This is a genomic window from Rhodococcus cercidiphylli (genome assembly GCF_033042225.1).
In the GTDB taxonomy this organism is placed as follows: Bacteria; Actinomycetota; Actinomycetes; order Mycobacteriales; family Mycobacteriaceae; genus Rhodococcoides.
Genome location: NZ_JAWLKE010000001.1, coordinates 298,879 through 317,317, shown reverse-complemented (window position 1 = coordinate 317,317; position 18,439 = coordinate 298,879). Strand labels below are relative to the sequence as shown.

The 18,439-nt window shown below is 65.5% G+C and carries 17 protein-coding genes; 2 read left to right on the top strand and 15 right to left on the bottom strand.

Annotated features, from left to right (window positions below):
- Nucleotides 1-77 precede the first annotated feature (77 nt).
- The 3 genes from rplS to R3P95_RS01505 form a co-directional block, all read right to left on the bottom strand.
- On the bottom strand, nucleotides 78-419 hold the full coding sequence (gene rplS / locus R3P95_RS01515) for a 50S ribosomal protein L19 (RefSeq protein ID WP_027496692.1): 342 nt from the start codon (nucleotides 417-419) through the stop codon (nucleotides 78-80).
- A 132-nt stretch (nucleotides 420-551) separates the two neighbouring features.
- Complete coding sequence (locus R3P95_RS01510) at nucleotides 552-1,406, bottom strand: hypothetical protein (protein ID WP_149405660.1); 855 nt, start codon at nucleotides 1,404-1,406, stop codon at nucleotides 552-554.
- A 117-nt stretch (nucleotides 1,407-1,523) separates the two neighbouring features.
- Nucleotides 1,524-3,863 (bottom strand): Tex family protein, encoded by a 2,340-nt coding sequence (locus R3P95_RS01505; RefSeq protein ID WP_317547181.1) that lies wholly within the window; start codon nucleotides 3,861-3,863, stop codon nucleotides 1,524-1,526.
- A 68-nt stretch (nucleotides 3,864-3,931) separates the two neighbouring features.
- Between R3P95_RS01505 and R3P95_RS01500 the strand changes: the two genes are divergently transcribed.
- The gene (locus R3P95_RS01500; protein ID WP_300523306.1) at nucleotides 3,932-4,885 is read left to right on the top strand and encodes a serine hydrolase; all 954 of its coding nucleotides are present in this window, start codon (nucleotides 3,932-3,934) and stop codon (nucleotides 4,883-4,885) included.
- Between the two features lie 5 nt (nucleotides 4,886-4,890).
- Here the strand turns inward: R3P95_RS01500 and trmD are convergent, their stop codons facing one another.
- The 12 genes from trmD to ftsY all read right to left on the bottom strand — a co-directional run bounded on the left by trmD (nucleotide 4,891) and on the right by ftsY (nucleotide 17,700).
- Nucleotides 4,891-5,571 carry a tRNA (guanosine(37)-N1)-methyltransferase TrmD gene (gene trmD / locus R3P95_RS01495; RefSeq protein WP_149405564.1) on the bottom strand — a complete coding sequence of 227 codons (681 nt, stop codon included), beginning with the start codon at nucleotides 5,569-5,571 and terminating at the stop codon, nucleotides 4,891-4,893.
- A gap of 3 nt (nucleotides 5,572-5,574) precedes the next feature.
- Nucleotides 5,575-6,117 carry a ribosome maturation factor RimM gene (rimM, locus tag R3P95_RS01490; RefSeq protein ID WP_149405563.1) on the bottom strand — a complete coding sequence of 181 codons (543 nt, stop codon included), beginning with the start codon at nucleotides 6,115-6,117 and terminating at the stop codon, nucleotides 5,575-5,577.
- 14 nt (nucleotides 6,118-6,131) lie between these two features.
- Complete coding sequence (locus tag R3P95_RS01485; protein ID WP_027496687.1) at nucleotides 6,132-6,374, bottom strand: RNA-binding protein; 243 nt, start codon at nucleotides 6,372-6,374, stop codon at nucleotides 6,132-6,134.
- Entirely contained in the window at nucleotides 6,371-6,847 is a 477-nt protein-coding gene (rpsP, locus tag R3P95_RS01480) for a 30S ribosomal protein S16 (protein WP_037189654.1), read from the bottom strand. The genes R3P95_RS01485 and rpsP overlap by 4 nt, the downstream gene beginning before the upstream one ends.
- A gap of 188 nt (nucleotides 6,848-7,035) precedes the next feature.
- A complete protein-coding gene (locus R3P95_RS01475) occupies nucleotides 7,036-7,866 on the bottom strand; it encodes a CPBP family intramembrane glutamic endopeptidase (RefSeq protein ID WP_300522744.1) in 831 nt (276 codons plus the stop codon).
- Complete coding sequence (locus R3P95_RS01470) at nucleotides 7,863-8,969, bottom strand: amidohydrolase family protein (protein ID WP_317547319.1); 1,107 nt, start codon at nucleotides 8,967-8,969, stop codon at nucleotides 7,863-7,865. The genes R3P95_RS01475 and R3P95_RS01470 overlap by 4 nt, the downstream gene beginning before the upstream one ends.
- 17 nt (nucleotides 8,970-8,986) lie before the next feature.
- Nucleotides 8,987-10,546: a signal recognition particle protein gene (gene ffh, locus R3P95_RS01465; RefSeq protein ID WP_269593617.1), complete on the bottom strand. Its 1,560-nt coding sequence runs from the start codon at nucleotides 10,544-10,546 to the stop codon at nucleotides 8,987-8,989.
- A gap of 127 nt (nucleotides 10,547-10,673) precedes the next feature.
- Nucleotides 10,674-11,594 (bottom strand): M23 family metallopeptidase, encoded by a 921-nt coding sequence (locus tag R3P95_RS01460; protein WP_317547180.1) that lies wholly within the window; start codon nucleotides 11,592-11,594, stop codon nucleotides 10,674-10,676.
- Nucleotides 11,595-11,866: 272 nt separating this feature from the next.
- On the bottom strand, nucleotides 11,867-14,398 hold the full coding sequence (locus tag R3P95_RS01455) for a [protein-PII] uridylyltransferase (protein WP_317547179.1): 2,532 nt from the start codon (nucleotides 14,396-14,398) through the stop codon (nucleotides 11,867-11,869).
- Nucleotides 14,388-14,726: a P-II family nitrogen regulator gene (locus R3P95_RS01450; RefSeq protein ID WP_019664269.1), complete on the bottom strand. Its 339-nt coding sequence runs from the start codon at nucleotides 14,724-14,726 to the stop codon at nucleotides 14,388-14,390. Before R3P95_RS01450 ends, R3P95_RS01455 begins: the two co-directional genes overlap by 11 nt.
- 72 nt (nucleotides 14,727-14,798) lie before the next feature.
- Nucleotides 14,799-16,088: an ammonium transporter gene (locus tag R3P95_RS01445; protein WP_188078600.1), complete on the bottom strand. Its 1,290-nt coding sequence runs from the start codon at nucleotides 16,086-16,088 to the stop codon at nucleotides 14,799-14,801.
- 202 nt (nucleotides 16,089-16,290) lie between these two features.
- On the bottom strand, nucleotides 16,291-17,700 hold the full coding sequence (gene ftsY / locus R3P95_RS01440) for a signal recognition particle-docking protein FtsY (protein WP_149405558.1): 1,410 nt from the start codon (nucleotides 17,698-17,700) through the stop codon (nucleotides 16,291-16,293).
- A 104-nt stretch (nucleotides 17,701-17,804) separates the two neighbouring features.
- Here ftsY and R3P95_RS01435 point away from each other — a divergent pair, with 104 nt between their 5' ends.
- Complete coding sequence (locus R3P95_RS01435; RefSeq protein ID WP_149405557.1) at nucleotides 17,805-18,437, top strand: MSMEG_1061 family FMN-dependent PPOX-type flavoprotein; 633 nt, start codon at nucleotides 17,805-17,807, stop codon at nucleotides 18,435-18,437.
- Nucleotides 18,438-18,439: the final 2 nt, after the last annotated feature.

Genomic DNA, 18,439 nt, shown 5'->3' with positions numbered 1-18,439 from the left:
GGGCAGAACGCACCATGCCGCGTCGCCCTGACGGGCAACGCGGCATGGTGTGAACTGATGTGTCCGGGCGGAACCGGTCAGCGCTTTTCCTTGATCTTGGCGGCCTTGCCACGCAGATCGCGGAGGTAGTAGAGCTTGGCGCGACGGACGTCACCGCGGGTGAGGACCTCGAACTGAGCGATGTTGGGGCTGTGCACCGGGAAGGTGCGCTCGACGCCGACGCCGAACGAGACCTTGCGGACCGTGAACGTTTCGCGAACGCCACCGCCCTGACGTCGGATGACGACGCCCTTGAAGATCTGAATGCGCTCCTTCGAGCCTTCGATGACCTTGACGTGCACGTTCAGCGTGTCGCCGGGACGGAAATCGGGGATGTCGCTACGCAGCGACTGATTGTCGAGAAAGTCCAGAGTGTTCATCGGTTGTGCCATCCTTGCGTTCTGCGCATGAGTAGAGGAACCGAGCGGCTCGCTGACGCAGCGGCTCGACTGGTTCGTACTCCGAGTGAGGTCCGTGCCTGCTAGAGGCAACCCGACCATTGTGCCAGACCATCAGGCGTTCGACGAAATCGGCGCTTCTCGGCTCGCCGCCGTCCCGCTCGGCATCGGCGCAGGCAATACCGTTCGCGCCAATTCCTGCTCGGTGGCCTCACGTGCATGCACGATGCTCGGCTTGCCTGCGATCGCGTCCTGAAGATAGATCTTGGCCCGGATGATCGGCCGTCGCCACCGCTTCTCCCGGCGCAGTGCGCGTTCCATCTTCTTCGGCCTGGTGGTGTAGCGCCACCTCGCCCACGGGGCACTCGGCCTGCTCAACCGCACTGCGGCCAGAACGAGGATCGGCAGGACGAACAGCCCGAGCAGTCCGGTCCAGATCTTTCCTTTGAGCAGGACGACGACACCCAGCGCGAGATTGGCCAGGGCCAACACCGCAAGGGTGCCGCGCACCCACGGGTCGGGATCGGCCCGGAAGCCGGCCGGGCTGAGCAGCTCCAGAGGGTGCAAGCCGAGCAGCAGCAGGCCGGTGAATCCCACTGCCGCGAACACGGCGTCCACCGATGTGCGCCCCTGTTCGGACCAGTAGACATCGCGGAGATAGAAGATCAACGCGAACTCGTCGAGGACGAGAGCAGCCCCGATACCGAAGACCGCTGCCAGCACCGCCCCCACCGACTCGGAACCGTCGACGTACACCGCGATCAAGCCGATCCCCGCGAGCAGCATCAGCACGATCCCGAAGACGACATGGTGGATGTGCTGACCGCCGGGCGTGATGTTTCCCGGCCACCACTTCACATCTGCGCGAATCATCCTGACGCTGAGTCGGATCAGCAGAAACCCCACCAACAGCCCCAGTAGGAAACACAGCAGCGGCAGGCGGCCGTGATCGATGACCCCGTGTTGCAACCACCTCACGTGTGGCTCACGTCCTTCCTGCCGAACGGCCGAACGACCGGTGAATCACCTTTCACACTATTCGTGTTCGGGACCGCCCAGGGCAGCATCGACCCGAGGATCCGCCCGCTATTTTCCGAATCCCGCCTTCCGTAGCGCATCGGCCATGGAGCCGGCCGCCGGTGCTGCCGACTGGCCGCCGCCGCGCTGTGGGCGCGCGTCTCGACTGCGGTTGCTCTGGCCGCTGCCCGCAGCTCGGCGCTGGCCTCGGGGCCGGTCGGGCTGCTGTCCGCGAGAGGCGTCCTTGCCGCCACCGGCACCGGGCTCGTCGTCCAACCGCAGACTCAGGCCGATGCGCTGCCGCGGGAGGTCGACCTCCATGACCTTGACGCGCACCACGTCACCGGACTTGACGACCTCGCGAGGGTCCTTGACGAAGTTGTGCGACATCGCCGAGACGTGCACCAGCCCGTCCTGGTGCACACCGACGTCGACGAACGCGCCGAACGCTGCCACGTTGGTCACGACACCTTCGAGCGTCATACCCGGCTTCAGATCGGCGACCTTCTCGATACCGGCGGCGAAGGTGGCGGTCTTGAACTCGGGGCGAGGGTCGCGTCCCGGCTTCTCGAGTTCGGAAATGATGTCGGTGACGGTGGGCAGACCGAATCGCTCGTCCACGAATTCGGCAGGGTCGAGACCTCTCAGCAGAGCCGTGTTACCGACTACCTCGCGCACACCCAGGCCTGCCTTGCCGACGATGCGCCGCACGACGGGATATGCCTCCGGGTGAACACTCGACCGGTCCAGGGGATCCGCTCCCCCGGAGATACGAAGGAATCCGGCGCACTGCTCGAAAGCCTTGGGGCCCAAACGCGGTACATCTTTGAGCGTGCTGCGGCTGGAGAACGGACCGTTCCGGTCGCGGTGCGCCACGATGCTCTCGGCGAGAGAGCCGGCGATACCGGAGACCCGCGAGAGCAACGGAACCGACGCGGTGTTGACGTCGACGCCGACGGCGTTCACCGCGTCCTCGACTACGGCCCCGAGGGAACGGGCCAGCAGGGTTTCGGAGATGTCGTGCTGGTACTGCCCGACGCCGATGGACTTGGGATCGATCTTGACCAACTCGGCCAGCGGATCCTGCAACCTGCGGGCGATCGAGACGGCACCGCGGATCGATACGTCGAGTTCGGGCAGCTCGCTCGAGGCGTACGCGGAAGCGGAGTACACCGACGCTCCGGCCTCGGACACCACCACCTTGGTCAGGTTGGCGGCGGGGAACTTGGCGATCAATTCTGCTGCCAGCGAGTCGGTTTCACGCGATGCGGTGCCGTTGCCGATGGCGATCAGTTCGACCTTGTGTTTGGCGGCCAGGCCGGCGAGGGTGGCCACCGCCTGATCCCACTTGCCCTGCGGCTTGTGCGGGTAGATGGTGTCGTGGTCGACGACCTTGCCGGTGGCGTCGACGATGGCGACCTTGGTGCCGGTACGGAAGCCCGGGTCCAGGCCCATGGTTGTGCGGTTGCCGGCCGGTGCGGCGAGCAGCAGATCCTTGAGGTTGCTCGCGAAGACGTCGACGGCGTCCTTCTCGGCCGACTGACGCAGTCGCATACGAGTGTCGAGGGAGACGGTCACCAGCATCTTGGTGCGCCACGCCCATCGGACGGTATCGAGCAGCCACTTGTCGGCGGGCCGTCCTCGATTCTCGATCCCGAACTTGGTCGCGATCCGACCTTCGTAGACGCTCGGCACCCCGGGGGTCGGTTCGTCGCGCTCGGGCTCGAAACCGAGGGAAAGTATTTCTTCCTTCTCGCCTCTGAGCGTGGCGAGGATTCGGTGCGAGGGCAGGCTAGTGAACGGTTCCGAGAACTCGAAGTAATCGGAGAACTTGGCACCCTCCTCCTCCTTGCCCTTGCGAACCGACGCGACGAGCTTGCCGGATGTCCACATCAGTTCGCGCAGCTCGCCCACCAGGTCCGCGTCCTCGGCGAAGCGCTCGACGAGAATCGCCCGTGCGCCGTCGAGTTGCTCCTGATCGAACTGGGCCGGGTCGGTGGTGGGGTCGGAGAACAGAGCGTCGGCGACGGGCTCGTGCCCGGCCTCACGTGCGATCTGCGCCTTGGTTCGACGCTTTGGCTTGAACGGCAGATAGATGTCCTCGACGCGCGCCTTGGTATCGGCCAGCATCAGCGACTGCTCCAGCGCGTCGTCGAGCTTGCCCTGCGAGCGGATGGACTCGATCACGGCGTCTCTGCGCTCGTCGAGCTCGCGCAGATACCGAAGTCGCTCATCGAGCTGACGCAGTTGCGTGTCGTCGAGGGTGCCGGTGACTTCCTTGCGGTAGCGCGCGATGAACGGGACCGTCGACCCGCCGTCGAGCAGTTCCACGGCGGCACGAACCTGTTCTTCACGAACGTCGAGTTCTTCGGCTATGCGCTTGTTCACAGATTTCAGAGCAGTGGTCACGGCGATGGACCCTACCGCTACTGTGGGACAAGTCGGTCAGCGGTTCAACGTGTGGGAGAGATACGCGGATGGTCAGGGGGTCTCGGTTCCTGGCTGCAGCCTGCGCCTCCCTGATACTGGCCGGATGCTCGGCTCCTCCCGACGACCAGGTTGGTGACTCCGCCTCGAAGGACACCGCCGAGACGTCGGCGTCGCCCTTTCCCGATATGAAAAAGGTCGACGGCGTAGCCCTCGAAGCTCGTATCCCGATGGCGATCGCGTCGGCCCAGGCCCGCGGTGCCGATGTCGATTTCGCACTGTTGGATCGTCAGACGGGCTCCTACTACAGCAGCAATGCCGATATCCAGGTCGAAACCGCGTCGGTATCCAAGCTCTTCATCGCCGACGAGGTGTTGTTCCGAGCGCAATCGGAGAACCGTCCGGTCTCCGCCGACGACCTGACCACCATGACCAGCATGCTCGAGTTGTCCGACGACAACGCCGCGTACACGCTCTGGTATCGCTACGGCTCGTCGGAGATCGTGCGCACGGTTGCGGCTCGCTACGGCTTGACGAGCACCACTCCGCCCGGGGACGACGAGTGGTACAACACCGAGACCACGCCCAGCGACCTGGTCGGTTACTACGCGGGGTTGCTCAACGGCAGCGGCGGTCTGACCACGGCATCCACGGACATCGTGATCGGAATGCTGCGCCGTTCGGCACCGATCGCCGCGGACGGCTACAAGCAGCATTTCGGGATCGTCGACGGTTTGCCCGGCGAGAGTGTGCACGCTGTGAAACAGGGCTGGATGTGCTGCGTATCCGATCGGTGGGTACACCTGTCGACGGGCACCATCGGTGTCGACAACCGCTACGTTCTGGCTCTGTCGTCACGCGAGGACATCTTCTACGCCGACGACATGGAAAGTTACCCGGACACCGCGGTGGTCGACGTCAGTGACGACGCCAGCGCGCTGCATGCCAGGGACACTCTCACCGGATTCGTCTCGATGCTCTTCCCCGACGGCACCGTCAGCTGAATTCGTCAGTCCTGCAACAGGTCCGGACGACGCTCGGCGGTCCTGTCCAGTGACTGCTGTCGGCGCCACGCAGCGATCTTGGCGTGATCACCCGAGAGCAGTACCTGCGGAACGTCGAGATCACGCCACTGTGCGGGACGCGTGTAACTCGGCCCCTCGAGCAGACCGTCGGAGAACGAATCCTCCTGGTGCGACTGCTGATTGCCGAGAACCCCCGGCATCAGTCGCACCACGGCCTCGGCCATGACGAGAACAGCCGCTTCGCCGCCGATGAGCACGTAGTCGCCGATGCTGACTTCCTCGACACGGACCCGACGTGCGGCGTCGTCGAACACTCGTTGATCGATGCCTTCGTATCGGCCGCAGGCGAATACGAGATGCTGCTCGGCGGACCATCGCTCGGCTGTCCGCTGGGTGAACGGCACACCGGCAGGCGTCGGGACGACGAGGAGAGAATCGTCGGTCAGCACGTCGTCGAGTGCGTCTCCCCAGACGGTCGGCTTCATGACCATTCCCGGCCCGCCGCCGTAGGGCGAATCGTCGACGGCCTTGTGCACGTCATGAGTCCACGACCGCAGATCGTGGACCTCGACCGAGACGAGGCCGCGGTCGATTGCTTTGCCCAGCAACGCGGTTCGGAGCGGCGTGAGGTACTCGGGAAAGATGGTCACGACATCGAGGCGCACGATCTACTCCGGATCCAGCAGACCCTCGGGCGGATCGATCTCGATCGTCTTGTCTGCCAACGACACCGTAGTCACGATGGCCGCTACGAACGGCACGAGGATTTCGGCACGTGCTGCTTCGCCGGAACTCGGATCCGGCGTGATGGAGAGCAGCTCCCCCGCTGCGGAGTGGAGAACTTCGCGGACCGTTCCCACGACGGTGCCGTCGGTGAGGATCACCGTGAGGCCTTCGAGTTCGTGGTCGTAGAACTCGTCCGGGTCGTCGGACGGCGGAAGGTCGTTGGATTCGACGACGAACAGAATGCCCCTGAGTTGGTCGGCGGCCGTCTTGTCGTCGATACCGTTCAGACGCAGCAGAAGCCGCCCGGAGTGTTCCCGGACGGCGTCCACTGTGTACGAGGCTGGCTCGGCGTTCGATCGAGGCTTGCGGCCCGAGAGAACGGTTCCTTCGGCGAAGCGGTCGTCGGGGTTGTCGGTGCGAACCTCGACGACGACTTCGCCTTTGATGCCGTGCGACTTCGCGACACGGCCGATGACCAGCTCCATGATGGGTACGTGACCTACTGGTCCGTGTCGACCACGTCGACGCGGATGCCGCGACCACCGATTCCCGAGACGAGAGTGCGCAGTGCTGTAGCGGTACGACCGCCACGGCCGATGACCTTGCCCAGATCGTCGGGGTGCACGTGGACCTCCACGGTGCGGCCACGACGGCCGGTGATCATCTCGACGCGAACGTCATCGGGATTGGCGACGATGCCGCGAACGAGGTGTTCGACGGCATCGGCGACAACGGCACTCACTTCTCAGCAGCCTCGGCGGCCGGCGCGTCTGCCGTCTCGGTTGCTGCAGCGTCGGTGGTCTCCGCAGCGGCGTCGTCGGCCTTGGGAGCCTTCTTCTTCTTGGCGGTGGTGGCCTCGCCCTGGGGCTCGGAGTCGGCCTGCGCCAGTGCGGCGTTGAACAGGTCGAGCTTGGACGGCTTGGGCTCGGCGAGGCGGAGGGTTCCCTCGGCACCGGGGAGGCCCTTGAACTTCTGCCAGTCGCCGGTGATCTTGAGCAGAGCCTCGACAGGCTCGGTCGGCTGTGCGCCCACGCTCAGCCAGTACTGCGCCCGCTCGGAGTTGATCTCGATGATGCTGGGGTCCTGCTTGGGCTCGTACGTGCCGATGGTCTCGATCGCACGGCCGTTACGACGGGTGCGGGCATCGGAGATGACGACGCGGTAGTGCGGGGTGCGGATCTTGCCGATACGCATGAGCTTGATCTTGACAGCCATGTTCTGGTGGAGCCTTTCGAAAGTTGGTCACGGCGCAATTCAGCGGTCCGCACGGCATGCGAACCCGGTTTTGCGTTGAAGGGTGTTGTGACCGCCGCTCGGTACGTAACCGGATGACGGGCGAACAGCTGTTCATTGTGCCAGACGGGTCGCACTATCGGTGAATCGGGCCCGCAGAACCACTCCCGTCAGGCGAGCAGGACCACCAGGGCAGGAAGGGTGTTGTTCAACGAGTGTGCCGTGATCGACGCGACGATCGAACCGGAACGCATTCGAGCGATTCCGATTGCGAATCCTCCCCACAGCAGCACCACCAGGCGCCACCACTCTCGGTGCCACACCGCGAACAACACCGCGGTGATCGCCAGGACCACCCATCGGTTGCCCAACCAGGCCATCGGCATCGGGCGGGTGCGTTTCTCGAGCGCTCCCCACAGCATGCCGCGGAACATCGTTTCCTCGCAGATCGGTGCACCGAGCCAAATCCACAGGGCCAGAACGATTTTCAAGCCGACTGCCGTATCCGTGACCGTGCCGAGGGGCGTCGGGTCGCCGACTTCGATACGGGACAACAGAATCAGAGCCAGCACTATGCCGCCGACCACGGCGACGCCACCCCACGCCAACCCGGATCGGAGGTGCCCGAGAAATTCGGGGATGGATCTGGGGAGGCCGAAGTCGACGACGGGGCCGTTGCCCCGCGACTTCGAGATGGCCACCGCTACTCCGGTGGCGAGCAGGCTCGGGATCATGATGCCCACCACGAAGACGGCCGAGGCGTCCGACGTCACGACGAGGCCGAGCACCAGGAATCCGGCCAGATTGAGCCCCAGCACCAGCGCCGCGGCCGGCAGTCCCCACCGTTGGCCGCGTCTGCGTTCGAGCGCGGCCTGCTCGGCGCGCCAGTAGGTTTCGGACAGTCCCGATCCCTGCTGATGAACGTGATTCATCGGAGCCAGACCGGCCCAGCTGGGGCGGTCGGGATCGGCTCGTCCTGCGCCGTCACCCGGGTCGGTCACCCCCGGACCGTCGATCCACTCGTCGTGCGACCACGCCGGTCGGTCACTCGTCCTCGAAGGATCACCAGATCCGGGTTGGACAGCACATCCGGTCCTCCCCGCGGATCTTCGGAGTAGACGACGAGATCGGCGGGCGCGCCGTGTTCGAGGCCCTGTCGACCCAGCCACGACCGCGCGTCCCAGCAGGCGGCACCGAGTGCGTCGGTCGGTGAGAGTCCGACGGCCGCGAGCGCGGCGACCTCGTCGGCGATACGACCGTGCGCGATCGAACCGCCTGCGTCGGTGCCTGCGTAGATCGGAATGCCTGCGTCATGAGCTCGTCCGACGGTATCGGCGACGCGTTCGTGCAGCGCCCGCATGTGCCGGGCGTAGACGGGATACCGGGTAGCGGAGTCGGCGATGCCGGGGAACGTCTCGATGTTGATCAGCGTCGGTACCAGTGCGGTGCCGTGATCGACCATCATCTCGACGGTCTCGTCGGTCAGGCCGGTGCCGTGTTCTATGCAGTCGATTCCCGCCGCGATCAATCCGGGCAGGGCATCCTCACCGAAGACGTGTGCGGTCACCCGCGCGCCCTCGGCGTGGGCAGCGGCGATGGCGTCGACGAGGATCGAGTCGTTCCACAGCGGTCGGAGATCTCCCACCGAGCGGTCGATCCAGTCGCCGACGAGCTTGACCCAGCCATCGCCGAATCGTGCCTGTTGGGCCACCGCCTCGGGCAGCTGCGATTCGTCCTCGATGTCGATTGCCAGACCCGGGATGTAGCGCTTGGGTGATGCGATGTGACGGCCCGCTCGGATGATGCGGGGAAGGTCCTCGTATTCGTCCAGCTCGCGCGTGTCCACCGGAGACCCGGCGTCGCGCAACAGCAGAGCGCCGACGCCTCGCTCGGTCTCGGCCTGGCGGATCGACCCGATCAGGTCGGTGTGTCCCCCGCCGTACTCGATTCCCACATGGCAGTGGGCGTCCACCAGACCGGGCAGAATCCAGCCGCCGTCGTGAACGAGATCGGCATCCGCGATCGGCTCCGTGGACAGGACGCCACCCTCGATCCACAGATCGATCTCGGACCCGTCCGGCAGTCCGCGGCCCCGCACCCGCATCGCCGACACGTGCGCGCTTACTTCTTGGGTAGTTTCAGCTGCGACAGATCGATGCCTTCGAGCCCCGGTGGCAACTGGTCGAGGCCCTTGGGCATGGACGACAGGTCGGGCATTCCGGCAGGCATTCCGCCCGGCATGCCCGGGAATCCACCGCGGATCTTCGGCTGCGTCGGGCCGCGTGCACCCTTCTTGCCCTTCTTGCCCTTCTTGTTGTTCCGCACCTGCTTGCGCGCGCCCGGCATTCCCATCCGACCGGCCATCGCAGACATCATCTTGCGCGCCTCGAAGAATCGGTCGACCAGCTGATTGACGTCGGAGACCTTGACGCCCGAGCCGTTCGCGATACGGAGTCGACGCGACGCGTTGATGATCTTCGGGTCGTTCCGCTCCTGTGGCGTCATGCCGCGGATGATCGCTTGCACGCGGTCGAGTTGTTTCTCGTCGACGTTGGCGAGCTCTTTCATCTGCCCGGCACCGGGCAGCATGCCCAGCAGGTTTCCGATGGGTCCCATCTTGCGGACGGCCATCATCTGCTCGAGGAAGTCGTCGAGCGTGAGTTGCCCCGAGCCGATCTTGTTGGCCGTCGCCTCGGCCTGCTCGGCATCGAAGTGCTGCTCGGCCTGCTCGATGAGGCTCAGCACGTCGCCCATGCCGAGGATGCGGCTGGCCATGCGATCGGGGTGGAAGACGTCGAAGTCCTCGAGCTTCTCACCGGTCGACGCGAACATGATCGGCTGGCCGGTGACCTCGCGGACACTCAGCGCGGCACCGCCGCGAGCATCGCCGTCGAGCTTGGTGAGAACGACACCGGTGAACCCGACGCCGTCACGGAACGCCTCGGCGGTACTGACGGCATCCTGGCCGACCATCGCGTCGAGAACGAACAGAGTCTCGTCCGGCTGGACCGCGTCACGAATTCCCGCGGCCTGACTCATCAGCTCGGTGTCGATGCCGAGGCGACCAGCGGTGTCGACGATGACCACGTCGTACTGCTTGCTTCGAGCCTCGGCGATGCCGGCCCGGGCGACCTCGACGGGATCCGCGGCCGAGACTCCGAGTGCATTGTCGCCGCCCCCGATGGACGTGCCCGGATGCGGCGCGAAGACAGCGGCACCGGCGCGCTCGCCCACGATCTGCAGCTGGCTCACGGCACCGGGACGCTGGAGGTCGCACGCGACGAGCAGTGGGGTGTGGCCCTGGCCCTTCAGCCATTTCGCGAGCTTGCCCGCCAGCGTCGTCTTACCCGAACCCTGCAGACCGGCGAGCATGATCACCGTTGGCGGGTTCTTGGCGAACACGAGCCTGCGAGTCTCGCCGCCGAGGATGCCGACCAGTTCCTCGTTGACGACCTTGACTACCTGCTGGGCGGGGTTGAGCGCGCCCGAGACCTCGGCACCCTTGGCCCGGGTCTTGATGCGGCTGATGAACTCACGTACGACGGGCAGTGCCACGTCCGCTTCGAGCAGGGCAAGACGGATCTCACGGGCGGTGGCGTCGATATCCGCGTCGGACAGTCGACCTTTGCCACGCAGGTCCTTGAGAGTCCCGGTCAACCTGTCGGAAAGGGATTCGAACACCGATTGCACTCCTGAGCTAGCCGATCACCGAAAACGAGCCGAATCCGGCACGGTCACCACACTAGCGGCAGCCCGCCGCGTCGTCGCTGGGGCGTTCGACTGTCGTGTCGAACGTGGCGATGTCGAGTCAGGCCAGGCGCGCGGAATCGTTCCACGTCACTGCAACTCCCCGCGTCGCGAGCCACTGCGCGGGGTCGACCTTGACGCCGGAGGGATCGTGTACCTCGAAGTGCAGATGTGGGCCCGTCGACTGGCCGCGGTTGCCCACGGTTGCGATCTGCTCACCGGCCGCCACGCGCTGGCCGGGCTGAACCGAGAAGTCGTTGACGTGTCCGTAGACCGTCTCGGTGCCGTCGTCGTGCCGCACCTTGACCCAGAGACCGAAGCCGGATGCAGGTCCTGCGTCGGACACGGTGCCGTCAGCGGCGGCGTAGATGGGCGTTCCGATGGGTGCCGCGATGTCGAGGCCACTGTGCTGGGTTCCCCACCGCGAGCCGAAGTTGGACGTCAACACTCCTGCCACGGGCTGCACTGTGCCCTTCTTCAGCGAGCGCAGGCTGTCGAGAGGAGACTCCGTACCCAACTGCCCCAGGCCGACGTCGTCGAGCCATTGCTGGGCGGCGGCACCGGGATCGGCGACTCCGAACGAAGCCAGGGGGTCCGCGGTCGGAGCCGGTTCCGCAGCAGGCGCGGGTGCGGTAGGCGCGGCCTCGGGCGGTGCCGGCTGCGACGGTGCGGGCGGTGGCGCGAACTGTGGGGTAAGGAACTGCGGGAGTTCGAACTGGGGCAGCTCGAATCCCGCGGGCAGCAGACCCTCCGGTACGGCGAACGGCAGTCCTGCTGCGGGTGGCTCGGGGATCGGCGCGGCACCTGCGGTACCGGCACCCATCGTCGTGGCGCCGACGACGATCGCGCCGGTCGCGGCGACGATGGTTGCCGCCCGTCGCCCGAGGTCGGGTGTGTCCTGTACGGCGCGGTGTCTGCCGCTCGTCGGACGTGCCGCGATGTCGGTCGGTGTGTGGACGGTCGACCGTCGGTGGGATCCCACAGTTGGTGCCTCTCGAAAGATCAGGAGTGGAGCCTGCAGGAACGACGTGGTTCGAGCAGTGTGGAGCCTGCAGGAACGACGTGGTTCGAGCAGTGTGGAGCCTGCAGGAACGACGTGGTTCGAGCAGTGTGGAGGTCGCTCGAACGGTCGAGAGTGTCGTTTCTGCGTCTGGGACGAATGTAACAAATCGGCATCGGCGGCAGGCCCGGTGGCCGGAAGTTCGTGAATAGTCACCAGCGCGAGTCGGTCTGCTCTCGCATTCCGACCCGCGGTCAGGTGCCTTCGGGCTTTTCCGGGGGCTTGGGTGGTTCCGGGGCAGGCACCACCGCGAGGATCGCGCGCTCGAGGTCCTCGCGAACCGCCCTGCTGTCGGCTCCCGCAAGGTCGATGCAGAAGGAGTCGACCACCGAGCTACCCAGGGTCGAGACGCGGGCCCACCGGATGTCCGATCCTTGCTGTTCGATCGCACTGGCCAGTCGGCAGAGCAGACCGAGCCGGTCCTCTGCTCGTAGCTCGAGCACCACCTGACCCGGTTCGTTGTCGTCGAACCACAGCACCCGAGGCGGGGCTTGGGCGTAGAGAACCGGGACTGCAGAATCCTCGGAATCGTCCTCGACGGTTTCGGCTCTGGCGTCGCGTTCCTTGGCGTCGAGCACGGCGACGAGGTCGAGTTCGCCGGCCTGGGCTCGGATGATTTCCTGCCGCAGCAGACCGGCCTGTGGCGGGGATCCGAAGAGCGGCGCGACGTCGAACGAGTTGATCGCCGATCCCTCGTGACTTCCGAGGGAGGCCGAAAGAACGCGAAGCGAATGCAGTGCGAGAACTCCCGCGGCGTCGGAGAGCAGCCCGGGCGTGTCGGGGGCGATGACGGTGACGACGAAGGTGTGCAGCCCGTCGGTCGGCGCGATGTCGACATGGACGCCTCCCCGCGCTGCGAGTTCGACGTGCGCAGGGTCGAGTGGATCCGGAGAGGGCAGACTCTCCCCCGCCATCACCAATCGGCAACGGCGCACGAGCTCGCGGATGAGCGAGGCCTTCCAATCGCCCCACACCCCCGGTCCGGTGGCGAGCGAATCTGCCTCGGCCAGTGCGTGGAGCAGCTCGAGCAGGATGGTGTCGGCACCGAGTGCGTCGACGACGGCTTGCACGGTTGCCGGGTCGTCGAGGTCGCGTCTGGTGGCGGTCTCCGGCAGCAACAGGTGGTATCTCACCATCGACGTCAGCAGTGCCACATCGGACGGCCACAGTCCGAGCCTGTTGCCTATCTGGATGGCCAGATCGGCTCCGACGACGCTGTGGTCGCCGCCGCGTCCCTTGCCGATGTCGTGGATCAGCGCGCCGAGCACCAACAGGTCCGGACGCGCAACTCGGGTGGTCAATGCGCTTGCGTAGGCGGCAGTTTCGACCAGGTGCCGGTCGACTGTCCACGTGTGCACGGCATCTCGCGGTGGCAGATCGCGTACCGCGCCCCACTCCGGAATGAGTCTGCCCCACAGTCCGGTTCGATCGAGAGCTTCGATGGCCGCGATGGCTTTGCGACCCGATCCGAGCAACACGAGCAGATCGTTGAGGGCTTCCTTCGGCCAGGGTTCGCGGAGCTCGGGAGCACTGTCGGACAGTCGGTTCAGGGTCGAGGCCGACATCGGCATTCCGGTCTGCGCCGAGGCGGCGGCGACGCGCATGATCAGGCCGGGGTCCTTGTTGGGTCGAGCGTCGCGGGCGAGAACGACTTCGCCGGCATGTTCGACGACCCCCTCGTCGAGCGGCCGCCGGACCGGAACTCGACGGAGGCGTGAAAGACCCTTTCGAGGAAGCGAATTGCCGGCAGTGCGCAGTCCGACGTCGACCGAGTAGCTGATGGTGCGGGCCGAATCGCTCAGTACGCGAGCGAGATCGAAACGGTCACCGATCCGCAGCGCGGCACCGATCTCGTCGGCATCCTGGGCGCGCAGTTGATCCCGTGCCCGACCGGCGACGCGGTGCAGTTCGGTGCGCACGTCCAACAGGCGTCCGTGTGCGAAAGCCAAACCGCCACCGGGCGATTCGGGTCCGAGACCGGGCATGCCGTCGGTCAATTGTGCGATGGAGAGGGCATCGAGCAACTGAACATCACGCAGCCCTCCGCGGCCGCTCTTGAGATCGGGTTCGGCGCGGTGTGCAATCTCACCGCTGCGCGACCACCGCCCGCGGGTCTGCTCGATCAGCTCGTCGAAGCGCCCTCGAATACCGTTGCGCCACTGGCGACGTACGCCGCCGATGAGGAGGTTGCTCAATTCGACGTCGCCGGCGATGTGCCGCGCCTCGAGCATTCCGAGAGATGCCGTCATGTCGGCTGCGGCGACCTGCAGCGCCTGTGGCACCGTTCGCACGCTGTGGTCGAGCTTGATGTGTGCGTCCCACAACGGGTACCAGAGCTTGTCGGCGACATCGGAGACGATGCGTGGTTCGAGATCGTCGTGCAGCAGTATCAGGTCCAGATCCGAATACGGCAGCAGTTCGCGTCGAGCAAGACCGCCCACGGCGACGATCGCGAAACCGGAGTCCGGTTTGATCCCGAGCTCTGCACCTTTGGTGGTCAGCCAGAACTCGTGGAGATCGACCAGAGCCTGCCGAAGCGAGGGTGCATCGAGTCGACGATTGCGTGTTCCGCCGTCGAGCAATTGTTTTCTGGCCCGAGCGAGATCTGCTGCAGCATCGCTCGTGCCCTTCGATGCGGAGCCCATGGAGACCGAAGGCCCCGATCCTGACGCTTTCGCGCCAGAACCGGGGCCCACGGCCCGAGACCCTTTGGGGTCAGAGTGCATCAGCGCCACGTTCTCCGGTGCGGACTCGGATGACCGAGTCGACCGGGGAAACCCAGACCTTGCCGTCACCGATCTTGCCGGTGCGTGCAGCCTCGACGATGACCTCGACGACCTTCTCCACAGCGGCGTCGTCGACGACTACCTCGACACGGACCTTCGGGACGAAGTCGACGGAGTACTCCGCACCTCGGTACACCTCGGTGTGGCCCTTCTGGCGGCCGTATCCCTGAACTTCACTGACTGTCATTCCGAGTACGCCGGCCTGCTCCAGCCCCGTCTTGACGTCCTCCAGGGTGAACGGTTTGACGATTGCCGTGATCAGCTTCATTTTTGCTTCCCTTCACAAGACCTCGAGTGCCCGTTGTCGTACGGTGCAGCGTTCACGTCTATCTCTACCTTGTCAGGCGAAATCATATGCAGTCTCAGCGTGCTCGGCTTCGTCGATGCCGTTCGCCTCCTCTTCGTCGGAGACGCGCCAGCCGAGGGGCTTGAGCGCGAACGCGATGACGGCGGTGACGATGGCGGTGAAGACCAGCGCGAACAGTGCGATGACGATCTGCACGACGAGCTGCTTGTAGTCGCCGCCGTAGAACAGGCCGGTCTCGGATGCGAGGAAGCCGATTCCGATCGTTCCCCAGAGTCCTGCGACGAGGTGAACGCCCACGACGTCGAGCGAGTCGTCGTAGCCGAATTTGAACTTCAGTCCGACAGCGAGTGCGGAGAGCACACCGGCGATGACACCGAGGATCATGGCACCGACCGGCGTCAGTGCGCCTGCGGCCGGGGTGATGGCGACCAGACCGGCGACGATGCCCGAGGCAGCGCCGAGGCTGGTGGCATGACCGTCGCGGATACGCTCGGTGATGAGCCAGCCGACGATCGCCGCTGCCGTGGCGGCGGTGGTGTTGACCCAGGCCACGCCGGCGATGCCGTCGGCGGCGAAGGCGGATCCTGCGTTGAATCCGAACCAGCCGAACCACAGCAATGCTGCGCCGAGCATGACGAACGGAAGGTTGTGCGGGCGGTAGGCGACCTTGCCGAAGCCTGCGCGTTTGCCGATGATGATCGCCAGAATCAGGCCGGCGATACCGGCGTTGATGTGCACGACCGTGCCACCGGCGAAGTCGATCGGAGCGACGTTGGCGACGAGCCCGCCCTCACCGTCGTCGGTGGTTCCGAAGATCATCGCCGCCAGACCGTTCTCGGATCCGGAGAGCAGTCCGCCGCCCCAGACCATGTGGGCCAGCGGGAAGTACGCGAGGGTGACCCAGATGCCGGCGAAGGCGAGCCAGGTGCCGTACTTGACGCGACCGGCGATCGAGCCGCTGATCAGTGCGACCGTGATGATGGCGAAGGTGACCTGGAATGCCACGTCGATGACGTTGGCGTAGCCCCATGCGCCGGCGATGTAGTTACCGTCGGCATCGGTGATCGAATCCTTGAGTCCGAAGAACTCGAACGGGTTGGCGAAGACACCGCCGATGTCCTGGGTTCCGTAGGACATCGACCATCCCCACAGGAAGTAGATGATCGAGACGACGGCCATTGCTCCGAACGACATCATCATCATGTTCAACACGGACTTCGACTGCGACATACCGCCGTAGAAGAACGCCAAGCCCGGCGTCATCAGCAGTACCAGCGATGCTGCCATCAGCATCCACGCGGCGTTGCCGGAGTTGGCCAACATATCCTCGGGACTCACGTACACCCTCCATTCTCCTGCACACCGGTTGGCGCGCCGTTACGCAAGAAGAGTGGTTTCACGAAGTTTCATCCGTGACACTCGGGTGTTTCGGGCATGTGAACGCATGACCGAATTCTGTTGCAAAAAGGTTTCGTGCTGGCGTTTGTGCTTTTGCCCCGGTTCGGGAACTACCCCCGAGTCGAGATCAGCCCAGCAACGCGTCGACGAAGGCACCCGGCTCGAACGGTGCCAGATCGTCGGCACCCTCGCCGAGACCGACGAGCTTGACGGGCACTCCGAGTTCACGCTGCACTTGAAAAACGATGCCACCCTTCGCGGTTCCGTCGAGCTTGGTCAGCACGACTCCCGTGATGTTCACGATTTCGGCGAAGACACGGGCCTGCGTCAGTCCGTTCTGGCCCACGGTTGCGTCGAGAACGAGCAGAACGTCGTCCACGTGGGCCCGCTTCTCGACGACTCGCTTGACCTTGCTCAGTTCGTCCATCAGACCCGATTTGGTGTGCAATCGTCCCGCGGTGTCGATCAGAACCACATCGACGCCGTTCTCGATCCCCTTGCTCACCGCGTCGAACGCGACAGCGGCCGGATCCGCGGCCTCCTTGCCGCGAACCACCTCTGCACCCACTCGCTCGGCCCAGGTCTGCAGCTGATCGGCCGCAGCTGCGCGGAACGTGTCGGCGGCACCGAGCAACACCCGCCGCCCGTCCGCGACCAGCACGCGAGCCAGTTTGCCGGTGGTCGTGGTCTTGCCGGTTCCGTTGACCCCCACCACCAGCAACACCGCGGGCGCGCCGTCGTGCGGCAGCGCGCGAATCGAACGATCGAACTCGGGGTGCAGCTGCGCAACGAGGATCTCGCGCAGCAGAGCCCTGGCGTCGGCTTCGGTGCGAATACTGCGCGCCGCCATCTGCTCACGCAGCGTCCGCATGAGCTCCGCGGTGGTGGCAGAACCTATATCGGCGATCAGGAGGGTGTCCTCGACCTCTTCCCACGAGTCCTCGTCCAGATCGCCGCCGCCGAGAAGGCCGAGCAGGCTCTTGCCCACAGCCGACTGAGATCGTGCCAGCCGGCCACGGAGACGGTCGAGTCGTCCCTCGGTCGGTTCGATGGTGTCCAAGCGGCGAGGCGCGGGAGCAACGGTGTCGGCCACCGACCGCTCGGGCGCAACGGGATCTTCGACGGTGGCATCGGTTGCCGGGGCCTCCGGCTCGGACACCTCCGGTTCGATCCAGACGGTCTCCGATTCGACCGGTTCAGGCGTGGGTACCACCGGCGGCCGCTCGACCGGCGTGGACTCGACGGGGATGTTCTCGACCGGCTTCGGCTCGGCAGGCTTCGGCACGACCGGCTTCGGCTCGGGCTCGGGGGCCTTCGGGGCAACAGGCTCGGCTGTCGCCGTTCCCTGACTGAACGAGAAGCCGCTGCCCGCGGTGTAGCCACCGGATTTGTCCTTGGTGGCCGCGCCCTCGATTCGCGCTGCCTCGTCCGACTTGAGGGACACTCTCCGGCGACGGGAGAGAACCAGCCCGACGACGAGGACGACGAGCAGGACGGCAGCGATCGCCGCGACGATGATCCACGCTTGGTTACTCACGTGGAACATCCTCTCAGGCGATCGCGTCCGTTCGTCACCGGTGGTGCACCGACCGTGAAAATGCGCTTCCCGCCCGCAAGTCCGTGTCGATAACATTCACGGTCATGGAGTGGACCACGGTGCGCGACGCCGCCGAACTGACCGAGATGTTCGGAGAGCCGAGCTTCCGAGCCGCCAACAAGGACCGGCGCACGCTGCACCCTCTGGACGTGCAGTGGCTCGCTACCTCACCGTTCTGCCTCATCGGGACCTCGGACGCGAGCGGGCGATGCGACGTTTCGCCCAAGGGTGATCCGCCCGGCAGCCTGGTGCACGTCCTCGACGACGCCACGATCGCTCTCGCCGAACGGCCGGGCAACCGCCGGATGGACGGCTATCGCAACATCGTCGAGAACCCGTTCGTCGGGCTGAACTTCTTCGTCCCCGGTCGCGGTGACACCCTCCGCGTCAACGGTCGCGCTTCCTTGGTCACCGACGCCCCGTTCTTCGACGAACTGCAGGTCAAGGGCCACCGCCCGATCATGTGTCTGGTCGTCGACATCGAGCAGGTGTTCCATCACTGCGCGAAGGCGTTCATGCGATCAAAGCTGTGGCAGCCCGAGACCTGGGATGCCGACGCCATCCCCGACGTCGCGACGCTGACGAAAGCGTTGATTCCTCAGGCTCCCGAAACGGTGGAGGAACTGCGGGAATACTACGGTCCGTCCTACGCCGAACAGCTCTACCCGAAGCAGTAGCC

Excerpts from the sequence above, each read along its gene's own strand:
- rplS (WP_027496692.1), bottom strand. The coding sequence starts at position 419 with ATGAACACTCTGGACTTTCTCGACAATCAGTCGCTGCGTAGCGACATC.
- R3P95_RS01500 (WP_300523306.1), top strand. The coding sequence starts at position 3,932 with ATGGTCAGGGGGTCTCGGTTCCTGGCTGCAGCCTGCGCCTCCCTGATA.
- rimM (WP_149405563.1), bottom strand. The coding sequence starts at position 6,117 with ATGGAGCTGGTCATCGGCCGTGTCGCGAAGTCGCACGGCATCAAAGGC.
- rpsP (WP_037189654.1), bottom strand. The coding sequence starts at position 6,847 with ATGGCTGTCAAGATCAAGCTCATGCGTATCGGCAAGATCCGCACCCCG.
- R3P95_RS01470 (WP_317547319.1), bottom strand. The coding sequence starts at position 8,969 with ATGCGGGTGCGGGGCCGCGGACTGCCGGACGGGTCCGAGATCGATCTG.
- R3P95_RS01455 (WP_317547179.1), bottom strand. The coding sequence starts at position 14,398 with ATGCACTCTGACCCCAAAGGGTCTCGGGCCGTGGGCCCCGGTTCTGGC.
- R3P95_RS01450 (WP_019664269.1), bottom strand. The coding sequence starts at position 14,726 with ATGAAGCTGATCACGGCAATCGTCAAACCGTTCACCCTGGAGGACGTC.
- R3P95_RS01445 (WP_188078600.1), bottom strand. The coding sequence starts at position 16,088 with ATGTTGGCCAACTCCGGCAACGCCGCGTGGATGCTGATGGCAGCATCG.
- R3P95_RS01435 (WP_149405557.1), top strand. The coding sequence starts at position 17,805 with ATGGAGTGGACCACGGTGCGCGACGCCGCCGAACTGACCGAGATGTTC.